Raw genomic sequence first — 21,675 nt, forward strand, 5'->3', positions numbered from 1 at the left:
GCAATATTGCACTAAATAAAGGTACTCACACCGATATGATAGTAAGTAGGAATCCATTCGAACAGTTGCCAAGCCTCGCAGTAAATCCTGAGGACTTTGACGTTCTGTATTCTGCACAAGAATTCAGGACTCGCCTTCTGGATGCGATAAGCAAAGCAACGTCACGAATTTACCTAGTCGCTCTATATCTGGAAGATGACGAGGCTGGACGTGAAATACTCACAGCACTTTACGAGGCGAAGCAACGTAATCCAGGGCTGGACATCAATATCTGTGTAGATTGGCACCGAGCACAACGCGGTTTGATTGGTGCAGAAACCTCTGAAGGTAACTCAGCTCTGTATAAGGCATTCGCGCAAAAGTACCAACACCGAATTCCTGTATACGGCATTCCCGTACGTGGTCGAGAAGTCTTTGGTGTTCTGCATTTGAAAGGCTTCATTGTCGATGACACTGTTATTTACAGCGGAGCAAGCTTAAATAATGTCTATCTGAACTATCATGGCCGTTATCGCTTTGATCGCTACCATGTCATTCGCAATGAATCTCTCGCAGACTCAATGGCGCAATTTATTCAGAATGAGATGATCGCTCATCCTGCAGTCAATGACCTTGCTAACCAATACAAGCCAGAAACAAAAGAAATCAAATCGGCTATTCGCCAATTACGCGCTTCACTATCTCAAGCAAGTTACCAGTTTGAAAGTCAGGCAGAAACCGAAGAAGACGTAAAAGTCACGCCACTAGTTGGTTTAGGTAAACGACGTAATATATTAAATCAACAGATAGTAAAGTTACTCGCGGCGGCTCAAAATGAAATCTTCATCTGTACTCCGTACTTCAACTTTCCTAAAGCGATTCACCGTGAAGTGAAACGTGCTATGAAGCGTGGTGTTAAAGTCACCATCGTGGTCGGCGATAAGATAGCCAATGATTTCTATATCTCTCCTGAAGAAGACTTTAAAACCATTGGTGGTTTACCTTATCTTTATGAAGTGAACCTGCGTCGCTTTGCTAAAGCAAATGAAGCCAACATAGCAGCACGAAAACTATCGATTCACTTATGGAAGCACGACAATAACAGCTTCCACCTAAAAGGTATTTGGGTCGATAAACGATACATGCTACTGACAGGTAATAACTTGAATCCGCGAGCGTGGTCACTTGACCTAGAGAATGGCTTATTGATTCAAGATAACTACGCTCAGCTCACCAATAAGTTCGAGGAAGAAGTTTCACGAATCCTAGAGCACACCCACTTAATCTGCACTTACAGACAGCTAGAAAAAGTCGAAGATTATCCGTTCGGTGTACAAAAGCTGGTAAGAAAAATTACTCGCTTGAAAGCCGATGGAGTATTAAAACGCATTCTGTAATCTAGCGGCTTCAAACATAATCGATCAACGCCCAACAACTGTTGGGCGTTTTTATTTCTAATGCATTGCTAATAGTTTTTTGGCGGCTTATTACTTGAAGCTAAGAGCTATACATGAACTCGAATCTAGGCAGGCTCTTCTCCTAATGGTTCAAAACTTAAGACCTGACATGTGACTTCTTAAAGCTAATGGCATACAAGTTGGAGAGTTCACCATTATTCACATTAGTAAATATGCGAAGAAGTAAAACAGCGGCCTTAGCATGATAGGCGGGGAGATAATCTAGAGCGTTAGAAGAAAGCCTGCTTGTTTTTAGCGAGCTTTCTTAAACGGTCAAGTGGCTGGGCTTGCGTACAACTGGATTCGCACATAAGCCTAACCCGACTTCCCTGAAAGGGAAACTATACGCCATAAACGACAAAAGCCTAGTCTTTCGACTAGGCTTTCTAATAAGTGGCGGAGTGGACGGGACTCGAACCCGCGACCCCCGGCGTGACAGGCCGGTATTCTAACCAACTGAACTACCACTCCGCAGTGGTATCATCCGCTTTAAAGCGAACGTCCAAAATTTAAAGCCTGGCGATGTCCTACTCTCACATGGGGAAACCCCACACTACCATCGGCGCTATTTCGTTTCACTTCTGAGTTCGGAATGGAAGTCAGGTGGGTCCAAAACGCTATGGTCGCCAAGCAAATTCTTTAATTCGGAAAGCTGTTTTTAATTCTCGTTTTTACACATTCAACGTTCTTACATTGAGTCCATCAAAACCCCTTGGGTGTTGTATGGTTAAGCCTCACGGGCAATTAGTACAGGTTAGCTCAACGCCTCACAACGCTTACACACCCTGCCTATCAACGTCGTAGTCTACGACAACCCTTTAGGATACTTAAAGTATCAGGGAGAACTCATCTCAAGGCTCGCTTCCCGCTTAGATGCTTTCAGCGGTTATCGATCCCGAACTTAGCTACCGGGCAATGCGTCTGGCGACACAACCCGAACACCAGAGGTTCGTCCACTCCGGTCCTCTCGTACTAGGAGCAGCCCCTTTCAATTCTCCAACGCCCACGGCAGATAGGGACCGAACTGTCTCACGACGTTCTAAACCCAGCTCGCGTACCACTTTAAATGGCGAACAGCCATACCCTTGGGACCGACTTCAGCCCCAGGATGTGATGAGCCGACATCGAGGTGCCAAACACCGCCGTCGATATGAACTCTTGGGCGGTATCAGCCTGTTATCCCCGGAGTACCTTTTATCCGTTGAGCGATGGCCCTTCCATTCAGAACCACCGGATCACTATGACCTGCTTTCGCACCTGCTCGAATTGTCATTCTCGCAGTCAAGCGGGCTTATGCCATTGCACTAACCTCACGATGTCCAACCGTGATTAGCCCACCTTCGTGCTCCTCCGTTACGCTTTGGGAGGAGACCGCCCCAGTCAAACTACCCACCAGGCACTGTCCGCAACCCCGATAAGGGGTCAACGTTAGAACATCAACACTACAAGGGTGGTATTTCAAGGACGGCTCCACAGATACTGGCGTACCTGTTTCAAAGCCTCCCACCTATCCTACACATGTAGGGTCAATGTTCAGTGCCAAGCTGTAGTAAAGGTTCACGGGGTCTTTCCGTCTAGCCGCGGGTACACTGCATCTTCACAGCGATTTCAATTTCACTGAGTCTCGGGTGGAGACAGCGTGGCCATCATTACGCCATTCGTGCAGGTCGGAACTTACCCGACAAGGAATTTCGCTACCTTAGGACCGTTATAGTTACGGCCGCCGTTTACCGGGGCTTCGATCAAGAGCTTCGACCGAAGTCTAACCCCATCAATTAACCTTCCGGCACCGGGCAGGCGTCACACCGTATACGTCATCTTACGATTTTGCACAGTGCTGTGTTTTTAATAAACAGTTGCAGCCACCTGGTATCTGCGACTCTCAATAGCTCCATCCGCAAGGGACTTCACCGTCGAGAGCGTACCTTCTCCCGAAGTTACGGTACCATTTTGCCTAGTTCCTTCACCCGAGTTCTCTCAAGCGCCTTGGTATTCTCTACCCGACCACCTGTGTCGGTTTGGGGTACGATTCCTTACAATCTGAAGCTTAGAGGCTTTTCCTGGAAGCATGGCATCAATGACTTCACACCCGTAGGTGCTCGACGTCGTGTCTCAGCCTTAAAGAGAGCCGGATTTACCTAACTCTCAAGCCTACGCACTTGAACCTGGACAACCGTCGCCAGGCCCACCTAGCCTTCTCCGTCCCCCCATCGCAATTGTAAGAAGTACGGGAATATTAACCCGTTTCCCATCGACTACGCCTTTCGGCCTCGCCTTAGGGGTCGACTTACCCTGCCCCGATTAACGTTGGACAGGAACCCTTGGTCTTCCGGCGAGGAGGTTTTTCACCCCCTTTATCGTTACTCATGTCAGCATTCGCACTTCTGATACGTCCAGCATGCGTTACCACACACCTTCAACCGCTTACAGAACGCTCCCCTACCCAATGCACAAAAGTGCATTGCCGCAGCTTCGGTTTACTACTTAGCCCCGTTACATCTTCCGCGCAGGCCGACTCGACCAGTGAGCTATTACGCTTTCTTTAAATGATGGCTGCTTCTAAGCCAACATCCTGGCTGTCTGAGCCTTCCCACATCGTTTCCCACTTAGTAGTAATTTGGGACCTTAGCTGGCGGTCTGGGTTGTTTCCCTCTCCACGACGGACGTTAGCACCCGCCGTGTGTCTCCCGGATAGTACTTACTGGTATTCGGAGTTTGCAAAGGGTTGGTAAGTCGGGATGACCCCCTAGCCTTAACAGTGCTCTACCCCCAGTAGTATTCGTCCGAGGCGCTACCTAAATAGCTTTCGGGGAGAACCAGCTATCTCCAGGTTTGATTGGCCTTTCACCCCTAGCCACAAGTCATCCGCTAATTTTTCAACATTAGTCGGTTCGGTCCTCCAGTTGATGTTACTCAACCTTCAACCTGCCCATGGCTAGATCACCTGGTTTCGGGTCTATATCCAGAGACTGAACGCCCAGTTAAGACTCGGTTTCCCTACGGCTCCCCTAGATGGTTAACCTTGCCACTGAATATAAGTCGCTGACCCATTATACAAAAGGTACGCAGTCACAGGACAAAGCCTGCTCCTACTGCTTGTACGTACACGGTTTCAGGTTCTATTTCACTCCCCTCACAGGGGTTCTTTTCGCCTTTCCCTCACGGTACTGGTTCACTATCGGTCAGTCAGTAGTATTTAGCCTTGGAGGATGGTCCCCCCATATTCAGACAGGATATCACGTGTCCCGCCCTACTCGATTTCACTGAATATGCGTCGTCAGTTACGGGGCTATCACCCTGTATCGCCAAGCTTTCCAGCTTGTTCACCTAACGCTTATAAAGCTTAAGGGCTAGTCCAATTTCGCTCGCCGCTACTTTCGGAATCTCGGTTGATTTCTTTTCCTCGGGGTACTTAGATGTTTCAGTTCCCCCGGTTCGCCTCCTGTTGCTATGTATTCACAACAGGATACTTACTTATGTAAGTGGGTTTCCCCATTCGGAAATCCCAGACTCAAGTGGCTTTTACTGCCTAATCTGGGCTTATCGCAAGTTAATACGTCCTTCATCGCCTCTGACTGCCAAGGCATCCACCGTGTACGCTTAGTCACTTAACCATACAACCCGAAGGAGTTTCGAATTGATGTTAAACAACCAAAGTTGCTGTCTCATTATTTGAATGAGCGAGACAGCTTTCGATTTTGCCGGACTCAAATTCCAAGAACACTTGAATGTGTTTTTAGTTGTATTCAAATACATGAATACTTTGAGAACTTTACAATCAAACTCCTATCTATTTAAAGACAAGGTTTGATTTGTCAGCTTTCCAAATTGTTAAAGAGCTAGTCACTTCTAATGAAGTAACCATTTTTAAAAGCACTATCGCTAATGCACTTAAAGATGGTATCCCGTAGGGGAGTCGAACCCCTGTTACCGCCGTGAAAGGGCGGTGTCCTAGGCCTCTAGACGAACGGGACACTAAGTTGAACATCTTGGGGGATGTTCTATCTCTTAAACTTCATAAACCATATCAATCTGTGTGGACACTCATCGTGAATAATCATCGTATAAGGAGGTGATCCAGCGCCAGGTTCCCCTAGCGCTACCTTGTTACGACTTCACCCCAGTCATGAACCACAAAGTGGTAAGCGTCCCCCCGAAGGTTAAACTACCTACTTCTTTTGCAGCCCACTCCCATGGTGTGACGGGCGGTGTGTACAAGGCCCGGGAACGTATTCACCGTGGCATTCTGATCCACGATTACTAGCGATTCCGACTTCATGGAGTCGAGTTGCAGACTCCAATCCGGACTACGACGCACTTTTTGGGATTCGCTCACTTTCGCAAGTTGGCCGCCCTCTGTATGCGCCATTGTAGCACGTGTGTAGCCCTACTCGTAAGGGCCATGATGACTTGACGTCGTCCCCACCTTCCTCCGGTTTATCACCGGCAGTCTCCCTGGAGTTCCCGACATTACTCGCTGGCAAACAAGGATAAGGGTTGCGCTCGTTGCGGGACTTAACCCAACATTTCACAACACGAGCTGACGACAGCCATGCAGCACCTGTCTCAGAGTTCCCGAAGGCACCAATCCATCTCTGGAAAGTTCTCTGGATGTCAAGAGTAGGTAAGGTTCTTCGCGTTGCATCGAATTAAACCACATGCTCCACCGCTTGTGCGGGCCCCCGTCAATTCATTTGAGTTTTAATCTTGCGACCGTACTCCCCAGGCGGTCTACTTAACGCGTTAGCTCCGAAAGCCACGGCTCAAGGCCACAACCTCCAAGTAGACATCGTTTACGGCGTGGACTACCAGGGTATCTAATCCTGTTTGCTCCCCACGCTTTCGCATCTGAGTGTCAGTATCTGTCCAGGGGGCCGCCTTCGCCACCGGTATTCCTTCAGATCTCTACGCATTTCACCGCTACACCTGAAATTCTACCCCCCTCTACAGTACTCTAGTCTGCCAGTTTCAAATGCTATTCCGAGGTTGAGCCCCGGGCTTTCACATCTGACTTAACAAACCACCTGCATGCGCTTTACGCCCAGTAATTCCGATTAACGCTCGCACCCTCCGTATTACCGCGGCTGCTGGCACGGAGTTAGCCGGTGCTTCTTCTGTCGCTAACGTCAAATCTATACGCTATTAACGCATAAACCTTCCTCACGACTGAAAGTGCTTTACAACCCGAAGGCCTTCTTCACACACGCGGCATGGCTGCATCAGGCTTGCGCCCATTGTGCAATATTCCCCACTGCTGCCTCCCGTAGGAGTCTGGACCGTGTCTCAGTTCCAGTGTGGCTGATCATCCTCTCAGACCAGCTAGGGATCGTCGCCTTGGTGAGCCCTTACCTCACCAACTAGCTAATCCCACCTAGGCATATCCTGACGCGAGAGGCCCGAAGGTCCCCCTCTTTGGCCCGTAGGCATCATGCGGTATTAGCCATCGTTTCCAATGGTTATCCCCCACATCAGGGCAATTTCCTAGGCATTACTCACCCGTCCGCCGCTCGACGCCGTTAACGTCCCCCGAAGGTTCAGTTAACTCGTTTCCGCTCGACTTGCATGTGTTAGGCCTGCCGCCAGCGTTCAATCTGAGCCATGATCAAACTCTTCAATTTAAGATTTTGTTCGGCTCAATGAATACTGAACATTACATAAAGTAATGTTTGAATTGACTGTGCTGAATCCGAAGATTCAATGGTCACTTCGTATCATTGAAACCTAATTTGATACCGAGGTATCTAATTGGATTATCATCAACGAGTGCCCACACAGATTGATAGGTCTATATTGTTAAAGAGCTTTTCTGACTTAACTTGCCGCTTTCGCGTCTCGTTGTCAGGGGTGCGTATCTTACGCTGCCCGGTTTGAGAGTCAAGAAATTTTTCAAATTTCTTTTTCTTCTCTTTCCAACTCGCTGTGTGACTCTCGTCTCACTCCGTGTCGGTGAGGCGGCATTATAGGGAGATACTTGAAGAGCGCAACTCTTTTTTTAAAAAAAAGATTTAAGCGGTCAGTTATTAATCAAAATGGCGAAATTCGCATATTTCTTCGTCACATTTGAGACATATCACAGCAATTGGTTGGAAAAACACCAACCATATACGTAAGATTCATGTGTCTATTATGTTAATAGGCAAACAATCTCTTTATCACCTATGTGTAGTAATCAAAATGACGTCTAAAAAAAATCTGATTTTATGTGCCGGGTTGGCCGTCATTGGGGGAGTCATCTTCTCTCAATTCGCCGTTTCACCCGTACTGAGCTTTCTTATCGGTGTTGTCGCTACTGCTTTTCTGTTTTCATTTTCTAGCCAGACACCAATTGATCAATCAACCGACTCTGACCCATCAACCAAAACCTTGTATGTCGGAAATCTGCCTTATAAGGCAAATGAAAGTCATGTTCGCGATTTATTTGCGGAATATGGACAAGTCTATGCCGTGCGATTAATGAAAGATAAACGTACTGGTAAAAGAAGAGGATTTGGATTTGTTGTGATGGCCGCTGCAGATGCTGAACCAGCCATCGCCAAGTTAAATGAAAAGCTATATATGGATCGTACACTTAAAGTGCGTATCGCTAACGATCCGAAACACCCGGAAGGCGATAAATTTGAACAGGAGTAAAACCTAGCTTCGCCAGACACACATTCAGTGCATCTTCTTGCCAAGGAGGTGCACTGGCAAAAATTCGTTTAGTCCCCTCTTCTGTGGTTTCCTTACACTGCTCACTATCTAATAACGTCTTTACTCGACGTGCTATCGCTTTTCCTGAGTCAACTAATGTGACCTCACCATCCAGTGCCTGATGAATTTCTTCTTTAAGAAGTGGAAAGTGAGTGCAACCTAATACAGCGACATCCACTTTATTGCGGATAGGTTCCAAGATGTCTTTTAGTTCTTCAATGCAAGCCTCTTTCCCACGCAGCTTTTCTTCCGCTATATCGACCAGGCGGGTAGAGCCCAATAACTCAACAGGTTTTCCCTGAGCATAATCACGAATCAATTTGTGGGTATATTGTCGAGTAACTGTGGCTGGCGTCGCGATCAATCCCACGCCTTTAGAAGCAAGTAATGACGCTGGCTTAATAGCAGGGACAACTCCAACAACAGGAATCGCTAGCTTTGCACGTAGTGACGGGAGCACTATCGTACTTGCGGTGTTACACGCGATGACAACAATATCGACCTGATACTCTTCCACTAGCGCGGATACCAGTTGGTTCACACGAGAAATGAGAACGCTTTGTTCAAGCTCTCCGTATGGGTATGCCTGATTGTCGAATAGATATAGGTAGTCCATTTGCGGCAATAGACGATGGATTTCTTTAAATACAGAAAGCCCTCCGACACCGGAGTCAAACACCAGAACCTTTTTCTTATTCGCTACTCGCACGAGTCTTACCTAAGCAATATAAACGCTGCGATCATACTGGCTAGATTTGTTTTGGCAATGCTTTGGCACTGTATCTTTGATGACTAAACCTCTCCCCAGTCTCGACCTCTCGCTTAACCAGTTCTATATGGCCTTGAAATGAAGGGGCAGATGTCACCAAGGTATGAAACTCGCCATTTTCTCCACAAGGGTCAATATGACTTGGTAGCGAATCAACCAGCGGTTTGTCATACCAACGCCCGCACCAATCTGATGATAGTACTTGACCATCCGTCGTTATCAGCATGGTTTGAATTCCGCGATCAATGATTTCCATCGCCAGCGCTTTGCTGCTCTCCCCTAATAGAGGGAATACACATTCCCAGCCAGCAGGTTCTATATAGCTACGTCGATAATCGGCGATACCATTGCAGAACATGTCACCAAAAGCGACAGCTTGTATATTTAATTTACTCTCTGCCAATGCGGTGACAATGGTAGATTGGTAGATGTCATTGCTTGGAAATACTTCAGGTAAAGGTATCGTTACGAGCGGCAAATGCAGTAAATCAGCCTGCATCTGCACAACTTCAAGAGGTGTCGCCTGAAAGGGAACTTCGTCTTCAACATAAGTTGTGTAGAGTCCAACGACTTCGTAATTTGGGTCTTCTTGCAATCTTTCTAACGTCAAAGTGGAATCTTTACCACTCGACCAACTGATCACGACGCGTTTTGGTGTACTCATGATGCCTCCATACGATTCTTGAAAAGAAAAAACCGCCCGAAGGCGGCTTTCATTCATAACTCAGGTTAGAATTGGTAACCGATGTTTACGTAGTAAGCACGCTCTGCCGCAGGATAACCCAACGCCATTTCATACTCTTCATCAAACAAGTTATCGATACGAGCACTAACCGTGGTTGACTCATTAGGGTAGTAAGTAACTGCTGTATCTACCAGTGAGTAAGAAGGCATGTATACGTCTTGAGATGGCCAAGTGCTGTAATCAACATCTGGGCGCTTACCTACGTATAGATAGCTAATTGACCAATCAACCTTGTCAAAGTTTACAATCGCGTTCCACTTGTACATTTCTTTGGCACGGCGTTGCAGCTGATCGCCATTGTCATCTTCGGCATCTTTGTAATCAGCGCTCACTTGATGCTGTACAATACCAGTTTCAAACTCGGCAACTAATTCAACACCTTGAATGTGTGTTTCACCGTCAACATTCAGGTACTTGTATGTCGTCGGATGGTAGTCGATAAGATTGGTGATCTTGTAGTCGTAACCTGTCAGTGACCAGAAAACGCCCTGAACATCACCACTAAAGCTGATTTCCCATGCATCTGACTCTTCTGGCTTAAGATCTTTTTCACCGTAAGTTGGGTCGTATTGCTGATAAAGGTTCGGCGCTTTAAATGCAGTACCAAAAGAGGCTTTAGCGCCAAACTCTGGGACGAACTGGTAACCCGCAGCCAGACTGTAAGTAAACTCACTGCCGTACTCTTCGTTATCATCGATACGGGCACTGCCTTCGAGCATAGCGTTATCAATCGTTGCGGTCGCGATACCAAATAACGCGCCATTGGTGCGATCGAACGTTTTATTTGCGTTCTTATCAACATAAGACTCGTCACGCCAATCAATACCACCAGCAAACGTTGTATTGTTGTTTAGAAGGTAGCTGTTGGTCCACTGCACATTTTGCTGTTCTAGCTCGTCTTCTGTACCTGAGTGCTTACCTGCCGACTGTTGGTAATTCCATGACTTCTGCTTCTGTGCCGTCACTTGTAACTCAGACATCAGATTGTCAGATTGGTATTTGCCGCCAATCGTTGCCGAGAAATCATCTTTCTCTGCTTCGTAGTAGGCGCGACTGCCATAGCTGCTGTCGTACTGGTAAACGTTCTCGTATGCACGGAAGTTACCAAATGCTGACCACTGCTTATCAAAATTATGCACGTAGCCAATCAGACCATTCTTGGTTTCAAAGCCATGACGGTCACCATCGTTGATGCCAGCAACCGGGCGAACGTTGTAGCCGTCATCACTTTCAGTTCCCAATGCAAGATTCAACTGACCATTGTCACCGACTTTGATACCCGATGCGATACTCAGTTCTTGATAATCAAGGCTACCCAGACCCGCGCTCAACTTGGTGCTTTCATCTTCCGCGCGAGCCACGGTAATGATATTGATAACACCACCAATCGCTTCAGAACCGTACAGAGACGCACGAGCGCCGCGAACATACTCAATGCGCTCAACATAAGTCAGTGGGATCTGGTTGAAATCAACCGCACCTTTTGCTGCACGAGCAAAACGTACACCATCGACCAGAACCAAAACCTGGTCTGAACTTGTGCCACGCACAAATAGCGAAGCTAACTGACCACGGCCACCATTTTGCGTAACCTGAATACCAGTAAGTCGACGCAATACATCCGGTAGAGTCTTAGCTTGAATACGGTCGATATCTTCTCGAGTCACAACTTCCACATCAGCAAGCGTATTGCTTTCAGCTTGTTCAAATCGGTTAGCGGTAACAACGAGCGTTTCGTCAGCGGAGGTTTCTTGGGCCTGTAGATAAGAGACAGGTGAAAGCAGCGATGCCAGAGTGATCGCCAATGCGGATTTTTTCATTATATTGTCCTAAATCGCGTAATTCCTTCCGAGCCCTGCCATTTAATGGCAGACCAGTGCTGTGGCTCAGTTGCTGGCAGGTATTCGGACTTAAGAGCCTGGCTTTTACCCCTCCTACTCGCTCGACTTCCCACATCAACCAATGCAGTGTCTTAATAAGCTTTCGTTCTCTTTTACCGCTGCGCGTCAGTTCTGGAGTTCCACCAGATTCCCATTTCAGCCATCTAGATTGCTAGATAGCACCAGCTTGAGGCTGATATTATTCAGCTATGGATTATTTGTCCAGCCAATATTACCCCTATAAATTGTAACGTTTTGATTGATTGCGCTTTCTACTTAACCTGTACACACTATCTTTAGATCAATTCAAGTACAAAACTGGACATACTGTTGAGATTGAATAAAATCTGCGCTCTTAAATTGAATGCACCATAAAAGGTAAGATCATGGCTACTCTTGATGTAAACCCACAACACTACCAAGAACAACTGGCGGAAAAAGTTGAACGTCTCACTGATATGTTCTCGCCATACAACGTGCCAGAGCTGGAAGTGTTTGAATCACCAGAGCAGCACTACCGTATGCGTACTGAGTTCCGTGTTTGGCATGAAGGTGAAGACCTTTACTACATCATGTTCAATCAGGAAACTCGTGAGAAATACCGCGTTGACCAGTTCCCTGCAGCAAGCCGTCTTATCAATGATTTGATGCCGCTACTGATTGAAGCGATGAAAGACAACGACTCTCTGCGTCGTAAATTATTCCAAGTGGACTTTCTGTCTACACTGAGCGGTGAGATTCTGGTTTCTCTGCTTTACCATCGCCAGTTGGATGATGAGTGGATTGAAAACGCGAAAGCAATGAAGCAGCGTCTGAATGATGAAGGTTTCAACCTCAACATCATCGGCCGCGCACGCAAGATGAAAATCGTCCTCGACCAAGATTATGTCATCGAGAAACTAGATGTGAATGGTCAGTCGTACATTTACCAACAAGTAGAAAACAGCTTTACACAACCAAACGGTAAAGTAGCAGAGAAGATGCTGGAATGGGCAGTAGACTGCACTCAAGACAGCACTGGCGACCTGTTAGAGCTTTACTGTGGTAACGGTAACTTCTCGCTGGCATTGGCACAAAACTTTGACCGCGTTTTGGCAACCGAACTGGCGAAGCCTTCTGTGGTATCTGCTCAATACAATATCGCAGCGAATGAGATTGATAACGTACAAATCCTGCGACTTTCAGCAGAAGAGTTTACTCAGGCGATCGAAGGTAAACGTGAGTTCCGCCGCTTGCAAGATGCTGGCGTGGATTTGAAGAGCTACAACTGCAACACAATTTTTGTGGCCCCGCCACGTTCAGGTATGGATGTGGACACCTGTAAAATGGTGCAAGGTTACGAGCGTATCATGTACATCTCTTGTAACCCTGACACTCTGAAAGAGAACTTGGACATTTTGAGCGAAACACACAAAGTCACACGTTTTGCTCTGTTCGATCAGTTCCCATACACCCACCACATGGAAGCGGGTGTATTCCTAGAACGCAAATAAGCGTAAAGCAGGTATAAAAAAAGCGAGCTCAATAGCTCGCTTTTTTATTTAACCTTGCGGCGTTATTCCGCTGAAGTTTTGCTCTTGCTTTCCATAAAGCCAAGCTTCTTACCGATCCACACTAGAAGGATCATAGAAACCATAATAGCGAAGAAGTTTGAACCTGCTTCTGGGTATTGCGCTTTGATAAACGCAGAGTGACCAAACGCCCCGACGAAGAAACATGCCAGACCAACCAGTGGGATATCTTCCGATACCGGGTTACTCAAGTATTCTTGGTACAGCGCCTGTACTGCTAGTACAAGAGCGATTAACGGAAAGATTGAGAAAGAGACTTCGCTCATCGTCAACCATGACAACAAAGCATCACCACACACACCTGCAACCAACGCTAAAATCAGCGTTTTCTTTTCAGATTTATTTCCATTCGACATTATTCTATCCTGCCTTTTAATCGGTTACGTTCACGTTCTTTGCGATACCAATAAGCCCCTTTGGCTATCATTCGCAATTGCATAATCAATCGTTCCGCGAGTTCATCGCGCTCACGGCGATCTAAATCTAAAGCTTCAGCACCCGAGCTGAAGACCAAAGTAACCGACGCCTCTGCTTGAGTATACGCCTCTTCTCTGGTCACGCCGGTGCTCATCAAATACTCGGTTAATTCTGCCGCAAAATGCTGAATTTCTCGAGCAACAGCGGTACGGAATTCAGAAGAAGTTCCTGAACGTTCACGCAGTAACAAACGAAATACGTTAGGGCTACTTTCAATGAATTCCATAAATGTTTCAACCGAAGTTCGAATCACACTTCCTTCTTTTACGATACGTTGACGCGCCTGACGCATCAACTGACGTAACAGTAACCCCCCTTCATCGACCATGGTTAAGCCTAGTTCATCCATGTCTTTAAAGTGGCGATAGAAAGAAGTAGGTGCAATTCCTGCCTCTCGGGCAACTTCTCGCAAGCTGAGACTGGAAAAGCTGCGATCCGCACTTAATTGACTAAATGCCGCGTCGATCAATGATCGACGTGTCTTCTCTTTTTGTTGCGCGCGGATGCCCATCGATTTCATTCTTAACTTGCTCTTTTTATGTAGGGTACAAGAGCTTCAATATAACGCAATTACCCCCTACGGAGAAAGATATGTTGCCTTTGCCAGCGTTAACCGCGCAAACGTTACTATTGGCAACCGTCTGAATGCAATATTCTCAATGCAATTTATAGACATCCAACATACCAATTCGTGCTTTTGGTCGTTTCTGCGTGATCACTTCCACTCTCTCGCAGCCATTACGTGTACGTATAGAGCAAATGAGTTAAAATTGCGCTAAGGCAATGTTAAGCAAATATAACAAGGAAATACATCATGGCGCATGTAAATCACTTTGACGTGATCGTAATTGGTAGTGGCCCTGGCGGAGAAGGGGCTGCAATGGGATTAACCAAAGCGGGACTGAATGTAGCCATCATTGAGAAAGAGAGCAGCGTTGGTGGCGGCTGTACGCACTGGGGAACCATACCATCAAAAGCACTGCGTCATGCGGTTAGCCGAATCATCGAATTTAATAGCAACCCGCTATTCTGCCGCAATAGCACCAGTTTACATGCAACATTTTCTGACATTTTAGGCCATGCGAAGTCGGTCATCGACAAACAAACGCGCCTGCGTCAGGGGTTCTACGACCGTAACCAATGTACCCTGCTCTTCGGAACCGCACGTTTTATCGATGATTACTCTGTCGCGGTTATGCAAAGTGATGGCACTGAAGAAGTCTACTCAGCAGATAAATTTGTCATTGCGACAGGCTCTCGTCCATACCAGCCAGATGATGTCGACTTCCTACACGAACGCATTTACGACAGTGACTCCATCCTAAGCCTGAAGCATGACCCTCGTCATATCATTATCTATGGTGCAGGTGTCATTGGCTGTGAGTATGCGTCTATCTTTCGCGGGCTTGGGGTGAAAACTGACTTGATTAACACCCGTGACCGTTTGTTATCTTTCTTGGACAACGAAGTCTCTGATGCGCTGTCATACCACTTCTGGAACAGCGGTGTGGTGATTCGTAATGATGAAACTTACGAGAAAATTGAAGGTACAGAAGACGGTGTGATTATCCATTTAGAGTCTGGCAAAAAGATGTTTGCGGATTGCCTGCTGTACGCCAACGGCCGAACAGGTAACACGGATAAACTCAACCTTGGTGCGGTTGGTCTGGAAGCGGACTCGCGCGGACAATTGAAAGTGAATCGTAACTATCAAACCGTAGTGGAGCACATTTACGCAGTCGGTGATGTGATTGGTTACCCTAGCCTGGCAAGTGCCGCCTACGATCAGGGGCGCTTTGTGGCGCAGGCAATCACCAAAGGACAAGCGGATAACTATCTGATTGAAGATATCCCAACCGGCATCTACACCATTCCGGAAATCAGTTCTGTTGGTAGAACAGAGCAAGAACTGACGGCAGCGAAAGTACCTTACGAGGTGGGTCGCTCTTCCTTCAAACATCTGGCGCGCGCACAGATCGCAGGAAAAGACATTGGCAGTTTGAAGATTTTGTTCCACCGCGAAACCAAAGAAATCCTTGGTATCCACTGTTTTGGTCAACGTGCTGCGGAAATCATCCACATCGGACAAGCCATCATGGAACAAAAAGGTGAAGCGAATACCATCGAGTACTTCGTTAACACAACGTTCAACTACCCAACCATGGCCGAAGCCTACCGCGTGGCAGCATTGAATGGTTTGAACCGACTGTTCTAATGAGAGCAGCCCCCTAAAACGTAAAACAGCAGGCACTCCGCCTGCTGTTTTTGTTTGTGGTAACCGTTAAGCGAGAAAGGTTCCCTTGCGCCATTGATAAAGTAAAATCACGCCAAGCCCGATGCCGCGCATCAGCATAAAACTAGTCATCGCCAGCCAAAGCGCGTGATTTTCCCATCCCGAAAATAAGTAAAAGACAACAAAGAAGCTGCTGGTCGCAACAAACATACTGTTACGCATGTCTTTACCTTTAGTCGCTCCGACAAAAATTCCATCCAAGAGAAAGCACCACATCGAAGCCAGTGGCATCACCACCAGCCATGGCAGATAATTCGCCGCCTGCTGCTGTACCTCTTCTATTGAGGTGATCATGGCGATCAGGGTCGATCCTGCTAAAGAGAAGACTGCCGTTAAGCCCAAACAGATAACCAGGCTCCAAAAGAATGTCCCAATAAGCGATGCGCTCAGTTGCTGCCTGTCTTTCGCCCCAATGGCTTTACCCACCATGGCTTCCATGGCATACGCAAAACCGTCCATGCCGTAAGAAATGATCATCAAAAAACTCATCAGCACAGCATTCGCAGCCACCACATCATCACCAAAGCTCGCCCCTTGAAAGGTCATAAAGCTAAATGCCGCCTGTAAACACAAAGAGCGTAAAAAGATATCTCGATTAAGTTTTACAAACCGACCTATCCCATTCTGCGTGTCTGCAAGGAGGCGCTGAGGCGAAGGTAACTGTCGCTCTTGCCATGTTTTCCAAACACAAACTAAGCCAAATGCCATGCCTGAGTAGTCTGCGATCACTGAAGCTAATGCCGCCCCTTCTACTTTCCAGCCTAAGCCAATCACAAACAAGACATCCAATGCGATATTAGTAAGGTTAGTAATGATCACCATCCACATCGGAGCCTTGGAGTTTTGAGTACCAAGTAGCCAGCCCAACAATACGAAATTCATTAACGCCGCAGGCGCACTCCAGACACGGACAGAGAAATACTGCATACCATAGTGTTTCACTTCCTCACTGGCATCACTCCAGCTAAAGATAAGGTCAGCAATAGAACTGTGTGCAACTAAAAACAGCACTGCGAACAGCAACGCCATCAAAGCGCCTTGCAGGAAAACTAAAGCAAGTTGCTTACGATCATCACTTCCGTAAGATTGTGCGGCTAACCCTGTTGTCGACATACGCAAAAAACCGAGCAGCCAAAAAGTCACACTGATCATCGTGCTACCCAAGGCGACACCGCCCAGATACCAAGCATGTTCAAGATGGCCAATGACAACGGCATCAACCAGACCAAGCAAAGGAACGGTAATATTCGACAGCACCATTGGGATCGCAAGTGCCAAGACCTGACGGTGCACCTGAGGATTAGATAAAGGAGAGAAAATAGAGTTTGTCACAAGCACCTCGTTAACTGGATTAACGAGTGTACCTGAGCAATGTGAAGCTAGCCAATCACCACTTAATATGAACGAGGACAGGTGTCAGACGGTATTTAAGTACAGGGATCTTGTTGAGCCAGCGTTGCCATGCCTTCCATCGAGAGCAAAAACGATCGAAAGGCGAAAATACTTTCACCCACTCAGCCCAAGGCAGCCATTGCAGAAATTGTTCTGATGGTGCTTCAAAGCCATGCGCATAGCGATCAGAGCCCAGCTTCTGTCCCCATTTACTTTCAGTGAGATCCCCAGCCAGAACCATACACACTTCAGCAGACACAAAGTGTCGTCCCAGAGTTTGAATAAAACGGGCAACCTGTGATTCTGAGCAATCCAAAAGTGCCATTTCACATACCACCAAAACTGGTGATTTGTCTGGAATATTCAGAGAGTCCACCCATGACATTTCTTCTACGCTGCCGATATGATTTTTATAACGTTCGTTTTTATGGAAAAGTCGCTGTCGCCAAACCAGATTCTCCGTAACATCCAGCTCGACCCAATGACAACGTCCGTTATCCAGACGGTAAAAACGCGTATCGAGACCTGCGCCGACATTAATCACCCACGCATCAGGATGTTGTTGCAGGAATTGATTGACCTGTTGGTCACACAGTTGAGTTAACGTGACATGCAATAACTGCTTTTGCGCCACATCTCCGCCAAGACAATCAGGTGCCATTTGGCAGTTTAAACAGGCTTTGGCTGCGATAGGGTCATACACTAAGCCATTGTCGACCATACTTTCACGACTGCGTAACAACAAAGGTTTTAATAAATGGTTAGGAACTTGATGTTTAGACTGAGACATGGCATTTCCTGCGCCAATGAAAGTAATGGATACAGAAATAAATGATAATGAATATCAATTACATTATCAAGCATGGATGCATATCAAAAGATAGGAAGTGTGAAATGAGAGAGGTGGGGAAATTAAAAAGCGTAATAAACAACAGCCCAGTAAAGCTGGACTGTTGTTTCAAAGCTTGAGCTTACATCCAGTCAGTATTGCGAATAATACCGACGGCCAGACCTTCAATCGTCAGGTGCTGAGAAGTCAGATCCACCTGGATAGGTGCAAACTCTTCATTCTCTGCATGCAGCAATACGGTAGAACCTTTACGCTCCAGACGCTTCACCGTCACATCGTCGTCAACACGAGCAACGACAACTTGACCGTCACGTACGTCTTGCGTTTTATGCACAGCAAGTAAGTCACCATCCATAATACCGATATCTTTCATACTTTCGCCGTTTACGCGAAGTAAGAAATCCGCTTGCGGTTTAAACATCGCTGGATCAACTTGGTAGTGGGCTTCCACATGCTCTTGAGCCAGAATCGGCTCACCCGCTGCCACCTGACCAATCAGAGGCAAGCCCTGATCATCATTTGCAGCATCTTCAAGCAGGATACGAATCCCTCGAGATGCACCCGGAATAATTTCAATCGCTTGCTTACGAGCAAGTGCTTTTAGGTGTTCCTCTGCAGCATTTGCAGAGCGGAAGCCAAGCTCACGCGCAATCTCTGCACGGGTTGGTGGCATTCCGGTGTCATCGATTTTACTTTTAATCAAATCGAAGACTTGTTGTTGGCGTGGCGTTAACGGCTTCATGTCTCACCTGTCTTTTTATACAGTTAACTGTGAGTATATCCAGTAAATGGTTAAATGGAAACCCAATTGGTTGTTTTTTAATTTATTTGCGTGGCTTGCTTAAGTTACGCAGCATCCTTTTCGTCATAAACGTTTAAAACAGCTCGCTTAAAGTGAATCAAGTGGAAGCAACGGCTCGGGTGTTTGACTAATTCATGCTCAATAAAATTAAAAGGTTCGACCAGTTTCTGTTATCCTTGCTGCGCTTAAATTTTATCGCCTAGGCTTATTTCTATTGCCGTACTCATTTTCTCTCAAGATGGGCCATGCGGACACAGAAATAAGCTAGGGCCTGTTTGAATACCTATCGAGGCTGTGAACTTTATGTCTTCTGGACAATCATTTTCACGTTCATTACTAAAACTACCTTTATCGGTACTGGTAAAGGGCACCACAATCCCATCGAACCCTATTGACGATCTTGATATCGATCTGGCTAAACCGATTGTGTATGCCTTACCGTTCCGTTCGAACGTGGATTTGCTGACACTGCAAAAACAAGCCATGAGCCTTGGTCTGCCAGACCCGCTCAGTCCATTGGAAATTAATGGCAAAACACTCAACCGTTACGTATTTATTGCTGCTCGTCCAACCGTGATGGGAAATGACAATGACGTACCAACAGAATCTGACTCTCTCTTTCGCGAGTTATTAGAGCTACACAAACTGGACAGCGAACTGGATGTACAAATGATCCCAGCGACCGTGCTGTGGGGACGCAAGCCAGGTAAAGAAGAGAATAGTAAACCGTACCTTCAGCCAATGAATGGTCCACAAAAAGCCAAGGCGGTGATGGCATCTGGCCGTGACTGTTTAGTGCGTTTTAGCCCAGTGGTATCGCTGCGCTACATGGCAGATTCTCATGGCACTGACAGTGCGATTGCTCACAAGCTCGCGCGAGTGGCTCGTATCCACTTCTCTCGCCAAAAGCTGGCAGCATCGGGTCCTAACCTACCCCAGCGTCAGGTATTGTTTGCGCGTTTAATGAAATCACCCGCGATTGAGCAAGCCATCGCAGATGAAGCTAAAAGCAAAAATATCTCGATTGAAAAAGCGCGTAAAGAAGCCCATGACATCATGGATGAAATTGCCGCGAACTTTTCTTATGGCTTGGTGAAAAGAGGTGACCGCATTCTCGGCTGGCTTTGGAATAAGCTGTATCAGGGTCTGCATATCAATAATGCCTCTACAGTACGCCGTTTAGCACAAGATGGTCATGAGATCGTATACGTTCCATGTCACCGTAGCCACATGGACTACCTACTGCTTTCGTACGTGCTGTACAACGAAGGCATGGTTCCACCACATATTGCTGCCGGTATTAACCTGAATTTCTTTCCGGCTGGTCCTATTTTCCGCCGTGGTGGTGCATTCTTTATCCGCCGCAGCTTTAAAGGCAATAAACTGTACTCGACGATTTTCCGCGAGTATCTGGCCGAGCTTTTCGCTAAAGGCTATTCAGTTGAATACTTCAGTGAAGGCGGCCGCTCGCGTACTGGGCGATTACTGCAAGCCAAAACAGGTATGCTGGCGATGACGATTCAGGCCATGCTACGTGGTCTAAACCGTCCAGTTACTTTGGTGCCGGTTTACATTGGCTACGAGCATGTAATGGAAGTAAGTACTTACGCCAAAGAACTTCGCGGTAAGCGTAAAGAGAAAGAGAATGCCGGTTTGGTACTGCGTACTCTGCGTAAACTGCGCAACTTTGGTTTGGGCTACGTAAACTTTGGTGAGCCAATTCAGCTTAACCAATACCTTAACGAGCATGCTCCGGAGTGGACTAAAGATATCGATCCGATGGGTAGCAGCAAACCACAATGGATGAATCCGGTGGTGAACGGACTGGCCAACAAGATGATGACGCACATTAACGATGCAGCTGCAGCTAACGCACTGACACTCTGTGCTACCGCCTTGCTTGCTTCTCGTCAGCGCGCGTTATCTCGTGACTCTCTAATCAGCCAGATTGAATGTTACCTGAAGCTACTCAAGAACAACCCGTACTCAAGCACCTCGACCATTCCAAGCGAAAGCGCAGAAGAGTTGGTTGATCACGCAATCTCACTTGATAAGTTTGTGATTGAAACAGACAGCATGGGCGATATCATTTCACTGGATCGCAACCAGTCGATTCTGATGACTTACTACCGCAATAACATCATTCACTTGTTTGCGCTTCCGTCACTTATCGCTCAGATGATTATTCGTCAGCGCAACGTCACGGTGGAAAGCGTTCAGCAGAACGTTGCGCTAATCTACCCATTCCTGAAAAAAGAGCTGTTCTTAAGCTATCAGGAAGAGGATTTGAATGATCTGGTCGAGAAAATTCTTAACGAATTTGTCGAGCAAAAGATGATCTGTCTTGATGGCAATAAGCTGGAAATCAATCAGTCCAACAACCAGTCACTGGTTCTGCTAGGGCGCACAATTACTGAGACACTGCAGCGCTACTCCATCGCAACGAACTTGTTGGTGGCGTACCCAGAGTTAGGGAAATCAGACTTGGAGCAGAAAAGTCAGGACATCGCTCAGCGTCTGGGTCGACTGCATGGCATTAACGCGCCGGAGTTCTTTGATAAAGGTGTATTTAGCGCGATGTTCAATACCCTGAAGCAGCAAGCGTACTTAGACAATGACGGCAACTGCGATACAGAAAATACGCAGCAATTTGCCAAACTGTTATTTACTCTGCTTTATCCCGAGGTGAAGCTAACGATAGAAGAAAGTATTCACCAGCTTCAGTCATAACAAAACGCACAAACAAAAAAGGCATCCAATCGGATGCCTT

Annotated in this window: 13 protein-coding genes, 2 tRNA genes, 3 rRNA genes and 1 riboswitch; of the genes, 5 read left to right on the forward strand and 13 right to left on the reverse strand. The window is 46.8% G+C overall.

Going from position 1 to position 21,675, the window contains the following annotated elements; genetic code table 11:
- The first annotated feature begins 35 nt into the window (after window positions 1-35).
- Entirely contained in the window at window positions 36-1,376 is a 1,341-nt protein-coding gene (gene pssA, locus VEJY3_RS15115) for a CDP-diacylglycerol--serine O-phosphatidyltransferase (RefSeq protein ID WP_014233292.1), read from the forward strand.
- Window positions 1,377-1,830: 454 nt separating this feature from the next.
- On the opposite strand, the gene VEJY3_RS15120 is transcribed toward pssA, so the two are convergent.
- From VEJY3_RS15120 to VEJY3_RS15140, 5 genes are all read right to left on the reverse strand, one after another.
- Window positions 1,831-1,907 (reverse strand) — tRNA-Asp (locus tag VEJY3_RS15120).
- Window positions 1,908-1,950: 43 nt separating this feature from the next.
- A 5S ribosomal RNA gene (rrf, locus tag VEJY3_RS15125) occupies window positions 1,951-2,067 on the reverse strand.
- 92 nt (window positions 2,068-2,159) lie between these two features.
- Window positions 2,160-5,050: ribosomal RNA gene (locus VEJY3_RS15130) — 23S ribosomal RNA — on the reverse strand.
- Window positions 5,051-5,334: 284 nt separating this feature from the next.
- Window positions 5,335-5,410: transfer RNA gene (locus VEJY3_RS15135), tRNA-Glu, on the reverse strand.
- Between the two features lie 91 nt (window positions 5,411-5,501).
- Window positions 5,502-7,054, reverse strand: a 16S ribosomal RNA gene (locus tag VEJY3_RS15140).
- The 16S, 23S and 5S rRNA genes sit together here with 2 tRNA genes alongside, the layout of an rRNA operon.
- Window positions 7,055-7,610: 556 nt before the next feature.
- On the opposite strand from VEJY3_RS15140, the gene VEJY3_RS15145 reads away from it, so the two are divergent.
- Entirely contained in the window at window positions 7,611-8,066 is a 456-nt protein-coding gene (locus VEJY3_RS15145) for an RNA-binding protein (RefSeq protein WP_024372606.1), read from the forward strand.
- On the opposite strand, the gene murI is transcribed toward VEJY3_RS15145, so the two are convergent.
- The 3 genes from murI to btuB form a co-directional block, all read right to left on the reverse strand.
- Window positions 8,020-8,835: a glutamate racemase gene (gene murI / locus VEJY3_RS15150; RefSeq protein WP_014233294.1), complete on the reverse strand. Its 816-nt coding sequence runs from the start codon at window positions 8,833-8,835 to the stop codon at window positions 8,020-8,022. The two genes, VEJY3_RS15145 and murI, sit on opposite strands and share 47 nt — an antisense overlap.
- 40 nt (window positions 8,836-8,875) lie before the next feature.
- The gene (locus VEJY3_RS15155; RefSeq protein ID WP_014233295.1) at window positions 8,876-9,559 is read right to left on the reverse strand and encodes an ATPase; all 684 of its coding nucleotides are present in this window, start codon (window positions 9,557-9,559) and stop codon (window positions 8,876-8,878) included.
- A 65-nt stretch (window positions 9,560-9,624) separates the two neighbouring features.
- On the reverse strand, window positions 9,625-11,460 hold the full coding sequence (gene btuB / locus VEJY3_RS15160) for a TonB-dependent vitamin B12 receptor (protein WP_014233296.1): 1,836 nt from the start codon (window positions 11,458-11,460) through the stop codon (window positions 9,625-9,627).
- Between the two features lie 57 nt (window positions 11,461-11,517).
- Window positions 11,518-11,722: riboswitch (cobalamin riboswitch) on the reverse strand.
- A gap of 184 nt (window positions 11,723-11,906) precedes the next feature.
- On the opposite strand from btuB, the gene trmA reads away from it, so the two are divergent.
- Window positions 11,907-13,013, forward strand: coding sequence for a tRNA (uridine(54)-C5)-methyltransferase TrmA (gene trmA / locus VEJY3_RS15165; protein ID WP_014233297.1), 1,107 nt, complete (start codon window positions 11,907-11,909; stop codon window positions 13,011-13,013).
- A gap of 62 nt (window positions 13,014-13,075) precedes the next feature.
- Here trmA and VEJY3_RS15170 read toward each other — a convergent pair whose 3' ends face one another.
- Window positions 13,076-13,447: a YijD family membrane protein gene (locus VEJY3_RS15170; protein WP_014233298.1), complete on the reverse strand. Its 372-nt coding sequence runs from the start codon at window positions 13,445-13,447 to the stop codon at window positions 13,076-13,078.
- A complete protein-coding gene (gene fabR, locus VEJY3_RS15175; protein ID WP_014233299.1) occupies window positions 13,447-14,088 on the reverse strand; it encodes an HTH-type transcriptional repressor FabR in 642 nt (213 codons plus the stop codon). Before fabR ends, VEJY3_RS15170 begins: the two co-directional genes overlap by 1 nt.
- A gap of 294 nt (window positions 14,089-14,382) precedes the next feature.
- Here fabR and sthA point away from each other — a divergent pair, with 294 nt between their 5' ends.
- Window positions 14,383-15,783, forward strand: a complete 1,401-nt coding sequence (gene sthA / locus VEJY3_RS15180) for a Si-specific NAD(P)(+) transhydrogenase (RefSeq protein WP_014233300.1) — start codon at window positions 14,383-14,385, stop codon at window positions 15,781-15,783.
- Between the two features lie 66 nt (window positions 15,784-15,849).
- Here sthA and dinF read toward each other — a convergent pair whose 3' ends face one another.
- The 3 genes from dinF to lexA form a co-directional block, all read right to left on the reverse strand.
- Complete coding sequence (gene dinF, locus VEJY3_RS15185) at window positions 15,850-17,193, reverse strand: MATE family efflux transporter DinF (protein WP_014233301.1); 1,344 nt, start codon at window positions 17,191-17,193, stop codon at window positions 15,850-15,852.
- A gap of 55 nt (window positions 17,194-17,248) precedes the next feature.
- Window positions 17,249-18,043, reverse strand: coding sequence for a class I SAM-dependent methyltransferase (locus tag VEJY3_RS15190; protein WP_014233302.1), 795 nt, complete (start codon window positions 18,041-18,043; stop codon window positions 17,249-17,251).
- 181 nt (window positions 18,044-18,224) lie between these two features.
- Window positions 18,225-18,845 (reverse strand): transcriptional repressor LexA, encoded by a 621-nt coding sequence (gene lexA / locus VEJY3_RS15195; RefSeq protein ID WP_014233303.1) that lies wholly within the window; start codon window positions 18,843-18,845, stop codon window positions 18,225-18,227.
- Window positions 18,846-19,208: 363 nt separating this feature from the next.
- Here lexA and plsB point away from each other — a divergent pair, with 363 nt between their 5' ends.
- Window positions 19,209-21,635, forward strand: coding sequence for a glycerol-3-phosphate 1-O-acyltransferase PlsB (plsB, locus tag VEJY3_RS15200; RefSeq protein ID WP_014233304.1), 2,427 nt, complete (start codon window positions 19,209-19,211; stop codon window positions 21,633-21,635).
- Window positions 21,636-21,675: the final 40 nt, after the last annotated feature.

The organism is Vibrio sp. EJY3, from assembly GCF_000241385.1.
Classification (GTDB): Bacteria; Pseudomonadota; Gammaproteobacteria; order Enterobacterales; family Vibrionaceae; genus Vibrio; species Vibrio natriegens.

What these genes read in the sequence shown, in the direction of transcription:
- pssA (WP_014233292.1), top strand. Translation starts at nt 36, where the DNA reads ATGATAGTAAGTAGGAATCCATTCGAACAGTTGCCAAGCCTCGCAGTA.
- VEJY3_RS15145 (WP_024372606.1), top strand. Translation starts at nt 7,611, where the DNA reads ATGACGTCTAAAAAAAATCTGATTTTATGTGCCGGGTTGGCCGTCATT.
- VEJY3_RS15155 (WP_014233295.1), bottom strand. Translation starts at nt 9,559, where the DNA reads ATGAGTACACCAAAACGCGTCGTGATCAGTTGGTCGAGTGGTAAAGAT.
- btuB (WP_014233296.1), bottom strand. Translation starts at nt 11,460, where the DNA reads ATGAAAAAATCCGCATTGGCGATCACTCTGGCATCGCTGCTTTCACCT.
- trmA (WP_014233297.1), top strand. Translation starts at nt 11,907, where the DNA reads ATGGCTACTCTTGATGTAAACCCACAACACTACCAAGAACAACTGGCG.
- VEJY3_RS15170 (WP_014233298.1), bottom strand. Translation starts at nt 13,447, where the DNA reads ATGTCGAATGGAAATAAATCTGAAAAGAAAACGCTGATTTTAGCGTTG.
- fabR (WP_014233299.1), bottom strand. Translation starts at nt 14,088, where the DNA reads ATGAAATCGATGGGCATCCGCGCGCAACAAAAAGAGAAGACACGTCGA.
- sthA (WP_014233300.1), top strand. Translation starts at nt 14,383, where the DNA reads ATGGCGCATGTAAATCACTTTGACGTGATCGTAATTGGTAGTGGCCCT.
- VEJY3_RS15190 (WP_014233302.1), bottom strand. Translation starts at nt 18,043, where the DNA reads ATGTCTCAGTCTAAACATCAAGTTCCTAACCATTTATTAAAACCTTTG.
- lexA (WP_014233303.1), bottom strand. Translation starts at nt 18,845, where the DNA reads ATGAAGCCGTTAACGCCACGCCAACAACAAGTCTTCGATTTGATTAAA.
- plsB (WP_014233304.1), top strand. Translation starts at nt 19,209, where the DNA reads ATGTCTTCTGGACAATCATTTTCACGTTCATTACTAAAACTACCTTTA.